This window comes from Bradyrhizobium sp. MOS003, assembly GCF_003020125.1.
GTDB lineage: Bacteria > Pseudomonadota > Alphaproteobacteria > Rhizobiales > Xanthobacteraceae > Bradyrhizobium.
The window spans coordinates 28,651-41,649 of sequence record NZ_PYFW01000010.1 but is presented as its reverse complement, the minus strand read 5'-3'; the positions used below and the strand labels follow the sequence as shown (position 1 = coordinate 41,649).

The following is a 12,999-nucleotide window of genomic DNA, read 5'->3' as shown; positions in this document are numbered from 1 at the left end:
TGTGACGCCTCAGACGCCGCTTTCCGGCGTTTTGAAAACTGGATTCAAACTAACCTCAGATTCGCTTGAGTTTCGTTAAACCCGAGGGTCGACTTTGCGCGATGTGGTTTCCAGTTGCTTGCCTGGGGCTGGAAGACTTGAGGCCGAGACTCGGGCATGATGACTCCAAAGTAGACACCGAAAGTTAACGGAAAGGCAAACCGTCCCCTTGAAAAAGCCTGTTCACAACCCTCGCGAAGTCGCTGAAATCGTTGCGATTCAGGCGCTGTCCTTCGTCGCGAGCGACCCTGAAAGGCTGGGCCTGTTCCTGGCTGAGACGGGGGTGGGTCCGGAGTCGCTCCGGAACGCTGCCTCGGATCCCGGTTTCCTGCTCAGCGTGCTCGATTTCGTGATGCGTGACGACGCCACGGTGAAGGCCTTTGCCAGCTCGGCGGAACTGCATCCAACCAACGTCGCTGCGGCCCGTCAGGTCCTCGGCGACGCGCTGGGGGACCGGACCTGGGAGCGCGACGTGCCGTGACCGCCTCCGATCCGGCCGGGCCCCGCTGCTTCTGCCGGGATTGTTCGGCCGATTTGGATATGGGCGTGCGGCGCTGCTCCGCCTGCGGTTCCCCTCGCCTGGTCCGCCACCGCGCGCTCGCGGGCCTGACCATCGCCCACATCGACTGTGACGCCTTCTATGCGACGGTCGAGAAGCGCGACAATCCTGACATCGCCGACAAGCCCGTCATCATCGGCGGGGGAAAACGCGGCGTGGTCTCGGCCGCCTGCTACATCGCGCGCACCTACGGCGTGCGCTCGGCCATGCCGATGTTCAAAGCCCTGGAGGCCTGCCCGCACGCGACCGTGATCCCGCCGGACATCGCAAAGTACGTCCGCGTCGGTCGCGAGGTGCGGCAGGCCATGCAGGCACTGACGCCGCTGGTCGAGCCGCTGTCGATCGACGAGGCCTTTCTCGATCTCTCCGGCACGGAGCGAGTGCACGGCATGATCCCGGCCAAGGTGCTGGCGCGCTTTTCCCGCGAGGTCGAACGCGACATCGGCATCTCCGTCTCGGTCGGCCTGTCCTGCAACAAGTTCCTGGCCAAGATCGCCTCCGACCTCGACAAGCCCCGCGGCTTTGCCGCGCTCGATCAGGAGGAAGCGCGATCAATGCTTGCCGAGAAGCCCGTCGGCTTCATCTTCGGCGTCGGCCCCGCCACCCAGGAGCGCCTGGCGCAGCGCGGCTTCCGCGTCATCGCCGACCTGCAGAAGGCCGACGAGATCGAGATGATGCGGCAATTTCCGAGCGACGGCCGCCGGCTGTGGCGGCTCGCCCGCGGCATCGACGACCGCCGCGTCGAGCCGGACCGGGGCGCCAAGACCATTTCCAGCGAGACAACCTTCGAGACCGACATCCGCGATTTCGCGACGCTGGAGAAGATCCTGTGGCGGCTGTGCGAGAAGACGTCCTCGCGGCTGAAGAGCAGCGAACTCGGCGGCTCCACCGTCACGCTGAAGCTGAAGACCGCCGATTTCCGCCAGCGCACCCGCTCGCAATCGATTGCGGCGCCGACCCAGCTCGCCGCAAAGATCTTCGCGATCTGCCGCGAGATGCTGGCGAAAGAGATCGACGGCACCGCCTTCCGCCTGATGGGCGCCGGCGTCAGCGCGCTGCGCGAAGGATCGGTCGCCGACGACACCGACATGCTCGACCGCCGCGCCGCCCACGCCGAGCGCGCGGTCGACAGCCTGCGCAAGAAGTTCGGCAGCGCCGCAGTGATCCGCGGCATTGCGTATGAAGGACCGGAGAAGGCGCCGGAGTGATGAACGGTGAACGCGATCTCGACGCGCTGCTGAGGCACATGAGGCCGGAGCTGCGGCCGGGCACTTTCGTGTTCTGCACGATCGCGGTAAACGAAGGCGTTCCCGCAGCACTCAATCCGTTGCTAACGTTCCGCGAGCAGGAAGGAACGACGCTCGTGATGCCTCGCGAAGAGGCTGAAGCCGCTGGACTACGCTACGCATTCCCCTCGCGCCTGATCACCCTGACGGTTCACTCCGCGCTCGATGCGGTCGGCTTCCTGGCGGCCATCACGGCGCGTCTGGCCGAAGCCGGCATCAGCGTGAATGCGGTTTCGGCCTTTCACCATGACCATCTGTTCGTGCCTGCTGACAGAGCCGACGAAGCAATGATGCTGCTGCAAGAGATGTCAGATGCGAAGCCCTTGTAGCCCGGATGGAGCGCAGCGCAATCCGGGCTACGACCTCAATCCGCGACGGCGATCGCCTCGATCTCGATCAGCCATTCCGGCGCGGCGAGCGCGGAGACGCCGACCAGGGTCGAGGCCGGCGGCTCCATGCCCTCGAAGAAGGCCGAGCGGGCCTTGCCGATGATCGGGCGCAGCTCCGGCTTGTAATTCACGACGAAGGTCGTGATCTTCACGATGTTGGAATAGCTCGCGCCGGCCGCTTTCAGTGCGTGCCCGAGGTTCTGCATCACCTGCGTGGTCTGCGCGGCGAGATCGCCCTCGCCGACGATCCGCCCTTCCTCGTCGACCGACACCTGGCCGGAGATGTAGATCGTGCGCGCGCCGGTAGCCGTCACGACGTGAGAATAGGCGGGATTGTGATGCAAGCCGCTGGGGCGGAGATGATCGAGCTTGGGCATGGGGAGTGGTCTCCCGGAGTTTGTGATTGGGAGCGAGCGTAGCCGGAGAGTGTGACGAGAGCTAGCCTGTCATGGCGAGGAGCGACGCGGCAGAGAGAGATCTCGTAGGGTGGACAAAGACGCACTGGCGCCGTGCCCGCGTTCTTGCAGTTCGCCTGAGAAGTGGTGGGCACGCTACGCTTTGCCCACCTTACGGCACCACTCGCGCGGAGAGCTCTGTCGCTCAATTACAGGGCTTGCTGTCCTTGACGTCGAACTTGCCCATCGCGCCGGAGATGACAAAGTCGTTGTAATCGAGCATGAGCTGGCGCGAGACGCCGTTCTCGTAGAGTTCGAACGACATCGCATAGACCGGTGTCTGCTCGCCCTCTTTCTGCTGGGCCTCGCGGTCGAAATAGCTGACCGTGACGGGCCAGCGCTTCAGCGATTTCATGTGCTCGTCGGCGGTCGACGGATCCGGCGAGGCGGCGCGGTCTGCGGGGATCGGCTGGCCGATCACGGTCAGCGTGTTGTAGACCTTCTGGCCGTCATCAGAGCCGTCATAGACGGAGAGCTCGAGCAGCGGCTTGCCATCCTTGGCGGCGGCGATGATGCGCTGGATCTGCTCGGTCGGGAATACGATCTTGCCGTCGAGGGTGAAGCTCTTGGGTGCCGGCAGCTTCAGCTTGACGTTGATGTGGTCGCCGTCGCGCTCGGCCGAACCATCGACGCGGCCGGCGTCCGCCTCGTTCATGCGGGTCTCGATCTTGAAGCGGTAGCTTTTGCCCGCGGCATCTTCCCAGGAGTTGGAGCGGAGGTCGCTGAGCGTGACCTTGCCCTCGCCGCTGTCGAGCTCGGAGACCTGGCGGAATTCCGAGGTGTAGCCCTCACATGAGCTTCCGGTGAAGTTGTACAGGATGCGGCCGCGCGCGCTGTTGACCGAGTTGGAGCGCGATTTCACCAGGCTCAGGTCGTAGAGCGCCTGATGCGCGAGGAACGGACCATTGGCGGCCTGTGCGGCGCCGCCAAGGCCTAGATCGCCAAGGCCCAAACTGGCCGCTGCGAGCGTCATGACACCGAGCGAAGTCCGGAAAAGGTGCACCATGTCTGATCCTTGGGAACGCGTCCCTGGGTAATCCTTGGGGATGCGCAGATTCGACATTTTAATGACCGTTCCATTGCGTCGCAACTGAGGCCGTTTCACGTAAAGTTGCGGCCATGCTGGTGAACCCGCGGCCTCGCCTCGGCAAAAGGCAGCCTCTTGCGGGTTGCTTGCATGTGGCGGCACGATGGGCGAAACAGGGCGCGGCCGGCCTCCGACGGAAGCGCCGGGGCGAATGGAATTTCTGGACAACGAGGGCGAACATGGCGGGCACGGTCGAGCAGAAGCTGGCGGAACAGGGCATCAAGCTGCACGAGGCCCCCACCCCCGTGGCCAATTACGTGCCTTTCGTGCGCACCGGCAATTTGCTGTTCGTCTCCGGCCAGGTCTGCTTCGACCCCTCCGGCAAGCTGATCGCCAAGGGCAAGCTGGGCGCCGGTGTCTCCATCGAGGACGGCGCTGCGGCGGCCCGCGGCTGCGCGGTCAATTTGCTGGCCCAGGTCAAGGCGGCGCTGGGCGACCTTGACAAGGTGGTGCGCGTGGTTCGCCTCGGCGGCTTCATCAACTCGGCACCCGACTTCCTGGACGGCCCGAAGGTGCTCAACGGCGCCTCCGACCTGATGGTCGCGGCCTTCGGTGACAAGGGCCGCCACGCCCGCACCACCGTCGGCGTCGCCTCGCTGCCCGCGGACGCGGCGGTCGAGGTCGAGGGCGTGTTCGAGGTCGCCTGACGAGCATGCGCGCTCCGGATTGGCTGACAGCCCGGCCGGTCGCCCATCGCGGCCTGCATGACATTTCTCGTGGCATCGTCGAGAACATGCCGGGCGCGGTACAGGCCGCGATTGCGGGCAATTTCTCGATCGAGGTCGACATCCAGCTCTCGTCCGACGGCGAGGCCATGGTGCATCACGACCATGCGCTCGGCCGCCTCACCGAGGCCACCGGCGAGGTGGTGTCGAAGACCGCGGCGGAGCTGAAGGCGGTCAAATTCAAAGACACGGACGAGCGAATGATGTCGCTCTCCGACCTCTGCGCCATGGTCGCCGGCCGCGTGCCGCTGGTGATCGAGGTGAAGAGCCATTTTGACGGCGACCGCAAGCTGGTGAAGCGGATGGCCGAGGTGCTGGCGTCCTATCAGGGGCGTGCCGTCGGGATGTCGTTCGATCCCGACCAGGTGCTGGCATTGCGCGAGCTGTTGCCCTCCCGCCCGCGCGGCATCGTCGCGCAGCGGACCTACGAGGACGATTATTGGGCCAAGCTCACGCAGCCGCAGCGCGACAGCATGCTGTACCTGCGCCACGGCCTTCAGACCCAGCCCCACTTCGTCGCCTTCAAGGTCGACCACCTCCCGGCTCCCGCGCCCTGGATCGCTCGCAAGGTCTTCGGCTGCGCCCTGCTCGGCTGGACCGTCCGCACCACGGAGCAGCGGACGCGGGTCGGGCAATATGCCGATCAGATGATCTTCGAGGGTTTCGTTCCGTAGGGCGCGGCCGGCTGCTCTCGTGTCCCGGACGCGCTACAACGCGCCGCGCAGAGCCGGGATCCAGCAGGCGGCACGCTATGTGGTGAGATGGGCTCCGGCTCTGCATCGCACCGCTGCGCGCTGCGCTGCGTCCGGGGCAAGAGGGAGCTCAGTTTCGCCCCCTTGAAGTCGCTGCTGCAATGCACGATCTTGGGCAACGATGGCATCATCTGAAATCACGCTCGAGGCCGTACCTTCCATTGGCGAGGTGTCTGCCGAAGATTGGGACGCTTGCGCCAATCCCAGCGGCAATTGTGGGCTTGGCGCGGGAACTTCATCCACCCTTCCAGGCGATTCCCCCGGCGTCTCAAAACCCGCCTATAACCCGTTCGTCTCACACGCCTTTCTCTCGGCCGTCGAGACATCGGGTTCGGCCACTATCCGCACCGGCTGGGGACCGCGCCACCTCGTGGCCAAGGTCCACGGCCGCGTCGCCGGCGTCGTGCCCTGCTATCTGAAATCGCATTCGCAAGGCGAGTACGTCTTCGACCGCGGCTGGGCCGACGCCTATGAGCGCGCCGGCGGGCGTTACTATCCGAAGCTCCAGGTCTCGGTTCCCTTCACTCCGGCGACGGGCCCCCGCCTGCTGGTCCGCGACGGCGTCGATCGAGAGCGCATCATGGACGCGCTGGCGAGCGGGCTGGTGGCGCTATGCGGCGTCAGCAAGGCCTCCTCCGTCCACGTCACCTTCGCGCGCGAGGAGGAATGGAAGCTGCTCACCGAGCACGGCTTCCTGCAGCGCACCGACCAGCAGTTTCACTGGCGCAATGAGGGCTTTGCGAGCTTCGATGATTTCCTCGGCACGCTGAACTCGCGCCACCGCAAATCGATCAAGCGCGAGCGGCGGGACGCGCTCCCCGCCGGCATCACCATCCACTGGCTGACGGGCAAGGACATCACCGAGGATGCCTGGGACGCCTTCTTCGAATTCTACATGGAGACCGGCTCGCGCAAATGGGGCCGGCCCTATCTCACCCGCGAATTCTTCTCGCTGATCGGCGAGACCATGGCTGAGGACGTGCTGCTGGTGATGGCCCGCCGCAACGATCGCTGGATCGCGGGCGCGATCAACTTCATCGGCTCGGACACGCTGTTCGGCCGCAACTGGGGCGCGGTCGAGCATCATCCGTTTCTGCATTTCGAGGTCTGCTATTACCAGGCGATCGACTTCGCCATCAAGCGCGGCCTCACCCATGTCGAGGCCGGCGCGCAAGGCGAGCACAAGATCGCGCGCGGCTACCTGCCGCGCACGACTCATTCCGCCCACTTCATCGCCGATCCCGGCCTGCGCCGCGCCATCGACGATTACCTCAAGCGGGAGCGGGCCTACGTCGCCGAGGCAGGACGGGAGCTCGCCGAGCTCGGGCCGTTCCGCAAAGGCATCGACGAGGCGCCTTGACGGTTTGCCGTCGCTGGTGACAGTAAGCGCAAAATTTCAAGCGCAAGTTCTCGGGGAGCCGTCATGACCGCTTACGACACCAACAACATCTTCGCAAAAATCCTGCGCGGCGAGCTGCCCTGCTCCAAGGTCTACGAGGACGAGCACGTCTTCGCCTTCCTCGACATCATGCCGCGCGTGCCAGGCCACACACTGGTGATCCCGAAGGCCCCTGCCCGCAACATCCTCGACATCAAGCCGGACGACTACGCCCACGTCGCCCGCGGCGCGCACAAGATCGCAGCCGCCGCAATGAAGGCCTTCGAGGCCGACGGCATCACCGTCCAGCAGTTCAACGAGCCCGCCGGTGGGCAGGTGGTGTTTCACCTGCACATGCACGTGATGCCGCGCCATGACGGCGTGGCGATGCTGCCGCCCGCCAGCCGCAAGGAAGACGCCAAGGTGCTGGAAGAGCATGCGGCGAAGCTGATCGCGGCGTTGAAGGCGGGGTAGTGCCGCCCCCTCCGTCATTGCGAGGAGCCCTTGCGACGAAGCAATCCAGACGGCCCCCTCGGAAGAAAGTCTGGATTGCTTCGCTGCGCTCGCAATGACGGGGCGAGAGCGGTGCGCCCTCACTCCGTCTCGAAATCGCCCTTCTGCGGCGCCGCCAGCGGCGTGAACTCGCAGCGGTCGGGCTTGATGTCGATCAGCGGCGTGTTGTCGAGACAATCGAGCCCGCGCACCAGGATCGCGTTGCCCTCGATACCGACCAGCTTCACGATCGAGGTGCCGATCGGATTGGGACGCACCGGCGAGCGCAGCGAAAAGGTGCCGCGGGTCTTCTCGTTGTTCTTCGGGCTTTGCAGGATGATGTCGCGGCGCGACTGGTCGAGCCAGTAGAGCACTTCGAGATTGCTGTAGAAATCCACGCCCTTGATGGCCGGCACGAACGGCTCGAAGATCTCGAGCCGGCAGATCGGGCCGTCCTGACGCCCCTGCCGCGGCGTCTCCATTCGCGAGGTCCAGGGCGTGCGGACGCGACCGATGAAGACCAGGCCGGCATCCTGCGCGGGCGGCAGCTCGATGGCGACCTCGCCCTCGCGGAGTTCGTTCTTGCGAACCATATTTCCGATTCCTTGCTGGTGGGCAGGATTTTAGCCCAACCACCACTTGCCGGCCAGCATGAAGACTTCGCCGGTCACGACACCCGCGAAAATCGAGCGGCGGGTCAGCAGGAATGCGATGAGGCCGGCGCCCACCGCGCCATACCGCAGGGTATCAGGCACGCTTGCGAGCGCACCCGGCGGCTCCACCACGATCTGGGCGATGACGCCGGCCAGGATCGCGGTTGCAACCGCCCGTACCCAGACCAGCAGCTCGGAGCCCTCGTCGATGCCGCCGCCGAACCACAGGCCGAGCATGCGCCAGATCTGGTTGGGAACGACGCCGGCGACGAACAGCACCACGAGCGCCTGCCAGTCGCCGATGAGCTGCGCGTAGCTCATGCGCGCACCTCCCGCCACCAGTGCACGCCATAGGCGATCGTACCGGCCGCGAGCCCGCTGACGAGAATGTCGACGCCGGAGTTCATCTTCGCGGCCAGCGGATAGAGCAAAACACCGAGCGCCAGCGCGACCACGTCGGCGGCTTCGCGGCTGTTGCGCGCGGTCGAGAACAGGAAGGACAACGGCGTCAGCATCAGGATCGCGGCGCCAAGCGTCTGCGTCAGGTTTGCGGCGAGGAAATAGCCCACCGTGTTGGCGGTGAGACACACCGAGACCAGACCAAAGCCAAGTCCGTTGACGAAGGCGATCCGCCGCTCGCGCGGCACAAGCGGCAGGAAGCGATGGCATTCGACCCACAGAGTCACGGCCGTGAGATGCGCCGCGAAGAACAGCTCACGCCGCTTGGTGGTCGGCGTGCGCATCAAGGGCAGCACCGAAACCACCATCGGAAACAGCCTGATGGCGCTGACGGTGACGGCGATCGCCGACTGTATGATGGTGGCGCCCGAACCGAGCGTGGTGATCAGGATGATCTGCGCCGGACCGGCCCAGACGAACAGCGTCGAGCAGAGCGCCCAGAGCAGGCTGAAATGGGTGTCGTGAGCGAGCGCGCCGATACCGAGATAGGTCGCGAACAGGACGAGCGTGAGGATCGTCTGCGTGACCGAGCGCAGACCCCAGCCGAAGGCAAGCCAGGAACTATTCCATTGCGGTGAATCGAGTGGAGGAAGGGCCACGGAGTTTTTTGGATGGGTTGCGGAATCGTGCCCGCATAACGGGCAATACGGCGGCTCGCGTCAAGGAAGCACGCGGCGGGGCTGGCATGCGCGACACCCCACCGCCGTCCTACCCGCTCACACCCCTGTTCTTCAGCACGAAGCACGCCCCGCCGGCCTTCCTGATCCGATTGCAGAGATCATCCGCCTCGCTGCGCGTGTCTGCGCCGATGCGGACCTGATAGAACGCACGCGTGCCGCGGCTGCGCATCACCGAACTCAGCAGGCTCGGATCGCGCTCGCCGATCGCTGAGCCGAGCCGGGTGACCGCGCGGGAATACATCGCCAGCGCCCCGTTGCGGTCGAAGCCGGCGGCCAGCTGCACGCCCCAGGCCTTTGCGGCGGCTAGCTCGACATGCTGCTCGAGCTCGGCCACAAAGGCATTCGGCGCGCGCTTGAGCAGCGCCATCAGGTCGCGGCAGCTCGTCGGCGGCGCGCTCGGCGGTCCCTTGCCGGTAGCGCCTGCCTTGGCCCAGACATCGACGCTCGTGCCGGTGATGGCGAGGACGTAGTTGCGGGTCTGCTCCGGCATTCCGCCGGTGCCGGCGAGCCATTCCTGCACGCGCCGCGGGCCGGCATTGTACGCCGCCGCGGCAAGACCGAGATTGCCGAACTGGTTGCGCAGCTCGTTGAGGAATTCCGCCGATTTCGGCAATGCCTGCACCGGATTGAACGGATCGAGCAGCCCACGCTCGCTTGCCGTGCCCGGCATGAACTGCGCGATCCCCTGTGCCTGCGCGCCGCTGCGTGTCGTGGGGCCGACCGCATCAGGCTGGAAGCGACTCTCCTGCCAGATCACCCGGGCGAAGAATTCCAGCGGGAGATTTGCATCGCGCGCGGCGGCCTCCACGATCAGGCAGATCGACTCCCGCGTGTCGCTCTCGCGCGCATCGGATTTCTCCGGCGGTTTCGCGGGCTGCTCGGCGCTCGGCACCGCTGTGTCGGGCTTTGCAGGCGGATCATCCGCCGCCAGTGCCGCAATCGTGGGGACGAGCAGCGCGGCGATCACGGGCCATGCAATCCGCCTCAACCATAGGCAGGCGGCGCTGTGGCGCGCCCCGGTGCGGCATGCAACAAGGTGATCTGCCCAGTTGTGGCATCCTGCCATGGTTCGATAAGCTGCCAATATGCTGCCTGACCTGCCTCTCCCAATGCGTTACCCCGCCAAACGGATCCGCGTCATATTCGCCCTCGTCGCACTGGTGCTGAGCCTCGCGCCGGCGGTCGCTGAGGTGACCTCTCCGGTCACCTCTCAGATAACCTGGCAAATGACCACGGAATACCCCGAGAATAACATCTCCGGGATCGGCCTTGTAACTTTTGCAAGCCGCGTGTCCGAGCGCACGAACGGTGTCGTGACCGTGACCAACGCCTTCGACAACCGGCTCAAGATCAATTCCGGCGAGATGCCGCGCGCCGCGCTCGATGGCCGGATCGCCGGCGGCGATGCTTTTGCGGGCGCGCTTTCCGGGGTCGATCCGGTACTTGGATTGTCCACCCTCCCGTTCCTCGTACAATCGGCCGAACTCGCCCGCGCCACCAATCTGCGGGCGCGCCCGCTCTACGAGAAGGCGCTGGCGGCGCGCGGCCTCAAGCTGCTTTACCTGACGATCTGGCCGGCCACCGGCCTGTGGTCGGAACGTGCGCTCCAAGGCGCCGGCGACCTGCCGGCGCTGAACTTGCGAGCCTATGATTCCAATTCCAGCGAGGTCATGCGCGCGGCCGGCGCCAATGCGCAGTTCCTGCCGATGGATGCCGCGCTTGCGGGTTTGAAGGAGCATCGGCTGAACGCGTTCCTCACCTCCGGCGACGGCGGCGCGGGGCGCAAGCTCTGGGACTTCCTGCCGCACTTCACCGCCATCAATTACGCGATGCCGGTCTCGATCGCGTTCGTCCGCGACGACGTCTTCACCGCGCTGCCCGAGCCGATGCAGCGCGAGGTGCTGGCCGCGGCCGCAGAAACCGAGCAAAGCCAGTTCGCGCTATTGGCCCACCGCACCTCCGAGAATTATGCGCGCATGCGCGACAACGGCGTCGCAATCGCCGAGCCGGCGCAATCCCTCCTCGCCGCGCTCCGGAAGGCCGCATCGGCCACGGTCACCGCCTGGGAAGTGCAGGCCGGTGCGGACGCCGCCGCGATCGTCGAATGGGCCCGGCAGCAATGACGCGCGCACGCCCCGCCGTGGGCGTGCCCCCGGCTCACTGAGTTGAAGCGACAGCCGGTCTCCCCTTTCGTTGTTAATTTTTGACCGGGACCAGGCTTTCGCCGCTGATGGCCCGGTCAAGGGCGTCAATCAGCGCCTGATATTCGACGAACTTGTTGCGCGCCCGCTCGGCCGTGTCGCGCTCGAAAGGCGCCGCCAGCACTTTCGCGTGCGCGTCCCGGTCCTCGATCATGCGATCACGGGCCTTCTTCAGTGTCTCAAGTCGCTCGCTCATGAAGTCTCCTCTGCGCAGATTTGTTCGATGCCGACCAGGTTCTCAGTCGAAGCCCGGCGGCAGTTCGCCCTTCCTGAAGAACACCACGGGTTCATCATCATAATCACCCATTTCCGGATCGCCGCTGGACGAAAATCCAACCACGCCGAGCCTGCTTAAGGCCAGCCTCTCCGCGGTTCGCAGAGCGCCACTTTCCGATTTGCAAACGATCGGTGCATCGGCCTTCAGATTTCCACCCTTGCCGGCATTGAATGCCTGCACCACGTAGGTTGTTGCTCGCATCACGAAGCCTCCTTTGTCGGTTGACGGATCCAGGTAACGTCGACGACTGCGACGCGCTCAGCGCCGCATCGCATCCATGAGCGCCGCAATTTTGATCGTCGCGAAACTGGAGAATGTGTCGGACACGGCATATGGCAGGATGATCTGGTCAGTGTGCCTCATCGCACCGCAGGTGTAGACGACGTTGGGAACATACCCTTCGCGCTCGGACGGCTCAGGCCGCAACAGCGGCTCGCTCGAACGCGCCAGCACTTTCGATGGGTCACGCTTGTCGAGCAGTGCCGCCCCGATCGAGTATTTGCGGATCGGCCCGACCCCGTGCGTCAGCAGCAACCAGCCCTCGTCGAGTTCGATGGGCGACCCACAATTGCCGATCTGCACGAACTCCCATGGAAATTGCGGTTTCAGAAGGAGCTGGCCGCCCTCCCATGTATGGAGGTCATCCGAGTAGATCAGATACAGGTTCTCATTGTCCTGCCGGCCTATCATGGCGTAGCGACCGTCGATCTTGCCTGGGAACAGCGCCATGCCCTTGTTCTGCGCGGCGGCCCCTCGCAAAGGTGTCATTCGAAATGACATGAAATCACTGGTCTCGATCAACTCGGACCGGATCGCCCGTCCGCTATAAGCCGTATAGGTCGCATAGTAGGTCTCTCGACCGCCGTCGCTGAATTTGACAAAGCGAGCATCCTCGATGCCGTTCGATTGGGAATCGGTCACGGGAAAGATGACGCGCTCGCTGAGGTCTTGCTCGGACCCGAACATCAATTCCACTCGATCGCCATCCGGCCCGGATGCGCGATGGCTGATGCGAGGAACCGAGGCAAGGCGCGCCGTCGGATCGACGGCCAGGCTTCCGTCAACCGCAATCGTTCCGGTTCGAAACGTCAGTGACGACACATGGCCCTCGCCGACGGCCCGGAGACTCATGATGAAGCGCAAGCCTCCCTTCGATGCAGCCGATTGATCGGGGTGCGGGACGATGCTGGGGTTGAACAAGGCGGAAGCTTCGAACGAATACTCACTTAGAAAATAGGCGCCGATCAGCTGACGCTGGGACTTCGAGAAAAGGCCGTGCGCCGCGAAAGCATCCTCCATTTCGTCGGCGCGGGCCTCGAACGTCGCCAGGAGGTTGCGATGTCGTCCCTCGAAATTGTCCAGGACGTCCGCTAGCTGCGCGGCGACGGCTTCCGAATTAAGCGCCAGAACCCGGTCGACGATATGGTTTGCGCGTCGTTTGTCGGTCGGGTTCAAGTCGCGGGGCTCGGTGGCCGGCTTGAACGGCCGCACGATGACTCGCGCTGGATCGGGGCGCAGATGCAGCCCCTGCCGATTCAGGAAAGAAGCGTGTGGCAATGTGTCCTCG

The 12,999-nt window shown here is 64.9% G+C and carries 17 protein-coding genes; 8 read left to right on the top strand and 9 right to left on the bottom strand.

The genetic code is table 11. The annotated features are described in order from the left end of the window. Positions 1–208: 208 nt before the first annotated feature. From C7G42_RS29870 to C7G42_RS29860, 3 genes are read left to right on the top strand one after another with little or no spacing between them, the layout of a single operon-like run. Entirely contained in the window at positions 209–520 is a 312-nt protein-coding gene (locus tag C7G42_RS29870) for a DUF3572 domain-containing protein (protein WP_106952490.1), read from the top strand. Beyond that, positions 517–1,806, top strand: a complete 1,290-nt coding sequence (locus C7G42_RS29865) for a DNA polymerase IV (protein ID WP_106952489.1) — start codon at positions 517–519, stop codon at positions 1,804–1,806. Before C7G42_RS29870 ends, C7G42_RS29865 begins: the two co-directional genes overlap by 4 nt. Further along, a complete protein-coding gene (locus C7G42_RS29860; RefSeq protein ID WP_106952488.1) occupies positions 1,806–2,213 on the top strand; it encodes an ACT domain-containing protein in 408 nt (135 codons plus the stop codon). The genes C7G42_RS29865 and C7G42_RS29860 overlap by 1 nt, the downstream gene beginning before the upstream one ends. 35 nt (positions 2,214–2,248) lie before the next feature. Here the strand turns inward: C7G42_RS29860 and C7G42_RS29855 are convergent, their stop codons facing one another. Together C7G42_RS29855 and C7G42_RS29850 are read right to left on the bottom strand one after the other, a co-directional pair. Continuing rightward, a complete protein-coding gene (locus C7G42_RS29855) occupies positions 2,249–2,650 on the bottom strand; it encodes a RidA family protein (protein ID WP_106952487.1) in 402 nt (133 codons plus the stop codon). A gap of 223 nt (positions 2,651–2,873) precedes the next feature. After that, positions 2,874–3,734: a cell envelope integrity EipB family protein gene (locus tag C7G42_RS29850; RefSeq protein ID WP_158537646.1), complete on the bottom strand. Its 861-nt coding sequence runs from the start codon at positions 3,732–3,734 to the stop codon at positions 2,874–2,876. A 260-nt stretch (positions 3,735–3,994) separates the two neighbouring features. Here C7G42_RS29850 and C7G42_RS29845 point away from each other — a divergent pair, with 260 nt between their 5' ends. The 4 genes from C7G42_RS29845 to C7G42_RS29830 all read left to right on the top strand — a co-directional run bounded on the left by C7G42_RS29845 (position 3,995) and on the right by C7G42_RS29830 (position 7,144). After that, the gene (locus C7G42_RS29845; protein ID WP_071913057.1) at positions 3,995–4,462 is read left to right on the top strand and encodes a RidA family protein; all 468 of its coding nucleotides are present in this window, start codon (positions 3,995–3,997) and stop codon (positions 4,460–4,462) included. A 5-nt stretch (positions 4,463–4,467) separates the two neighbouring features. Then, positions 4,468–5,214: a glycerophosphodiester phosphodiesterase gene (locus C7G42_RS29840; RefSeq protein ID WP_106952485.1), complete on the top strand. Its 747-nt coding sequence runs from the start codon at positions 4,468–4,470 to the stop codon at positions 5,212–5,214. 199 nt (positions 5,215–5,413) lie between these two features. Further along, complete coding sequence (locus C7G42_RS29835) at positions 5,414–6,652, top strand: GNAT family N-acetyltransferase (RefSeq protein ID WP_106952484.1); 1,239 nt, start codon at positions 5,414–5,416, stop codon at positions 6,650–6,652. Positions 6,653–6,715: 63 nt separating this feature from the next. Next, entirely contained in the window at positions 6,716–7,144 is a 429-nt protein-coding gene (locus tag C7G42_RS29830; protein WP_106952483.1) for an HIT family protein, read from the top strand. 119 nt (positions 7,145–7,263) lie between these two features. Here the strand turns inward: C7G42_RS29830 and tsaA are convergent, their stop codons facing one another. The 4 genes from tsaA to C7G42_RS29810 form a co-directional block, all read right to left on the bottom strand. After that, positions 7,264–7,755, bottom strand: coding sequence for a tRNA (N6-threonylcarbamoyladenosine(37)-N6)-methyltransferase TrmO (gene tsaA, locus C7G42_RS29825; protein ID WP_094891917.1), 492 nt, complete (start codon positions 7,753–7,755; stop codon positions 7,264–7,266). 30 nt (positions 7,756–7,785) lie between these two features. Continuing rightward, positions 7,786–8,136 (bottom strand): AzlD domain-containing protein, encoded by a 351-nt coding sequence (locus tag C7G42_RS29820; protein ID WP_106952482.1) that lies wholly within the window; start codon positions 8,134–8,136, stop codon positions 7,786–7,788. Then, entirely contained in the window at positions 8,133–8,873 is a 741-nt protein-coding gene (locus C7G42_RS29815) for an AzlC family ABC transporter permease (protein WP_106952481.1), read from the bottom strand. The genes C7G42_RS29820 and C7G42_RS29815 overlap by 4 nt, the downstream gene beginning before the upstream one ends. Positions 8,874–8,982: 109 nt before the next feature. Continuing rightward, positions 8,983–10,020, bottom strand: a complete 1,038-nt coding sequence (locus C7G42_RS29810) for a lytic transglycosylase domain-containing protein (RefSeq protein ID WP_106952480.1) — start codon at positions 10,018–10,020, stop codon at positions 8,983–8,985. 19 nt (positions 10,021–10,039) lie between these two features. On the opposite strand from C7G42_RS29810, the gene C7G42_RS29805 reads away from it, so the two are divergent. After that, positions 10,040–11,077: a TRAP transporter substrate-binding protein gene (locus tag C7G42_RS29805; protein ID WP_106952479.1), complete on the top strand. Its 1,038-nt coding sequence runs from the start codon at positions 10,040–10,042 to the stop codon at positions 11,075–11,077. 73 nt (positions 11,078–11,150) lie between these two features. Here C7G42_RS29805 and C7G42_RS29800 read toward each other — a convergent pair whose 3' ends face one another. The 3 genes from C7G42_RS29800 to C7G42_RS29790 are packed head-to-tail and all read right to left on the bottom strand — an operon-like array spanning position 11,151 to position 12,989. Next, on the bottom strand, positions 11,151–11,351 hold the full coding sequence (locus tag C7G42_RS29800) for a hypothetical protein (protein WP_106952478.1): 201 nt from the start codon (positions 11,349–11,351) through the stop codon (positions 11,151–11,153). Between the two features lie 42 nt (positions 11,352–11,393). Then, positions 11,394–11,633 carry a hypothetical protein gene (locus C7G42_RS29795; protein ID WP_244607411.1) on the bottom strand — a complete coding sequence of 80 codons (240 nt, stop codon included), beginning with the start codon at positions 11,631–11,633 and terminating at the stop codon, positions 11,394–11,396. Between the two features lie 57 nt (positions 11,634–11,690). Further along, positions 11,691–12,989 carry a glycoside hydrolase family 130 protein gene (locus C7G42_RS29790; RefSeq protein ID WP_106952477.1) on the bottom strand — a complete coding sequence of 433 codons (1,299 nt, stop codon included), beginning with the start codon at positions 12,987–12,989 and terminating at the stop codon, positions 11,691–11,693. Positions 12,990–12,999: the final 10 nt, after the last annotated feature.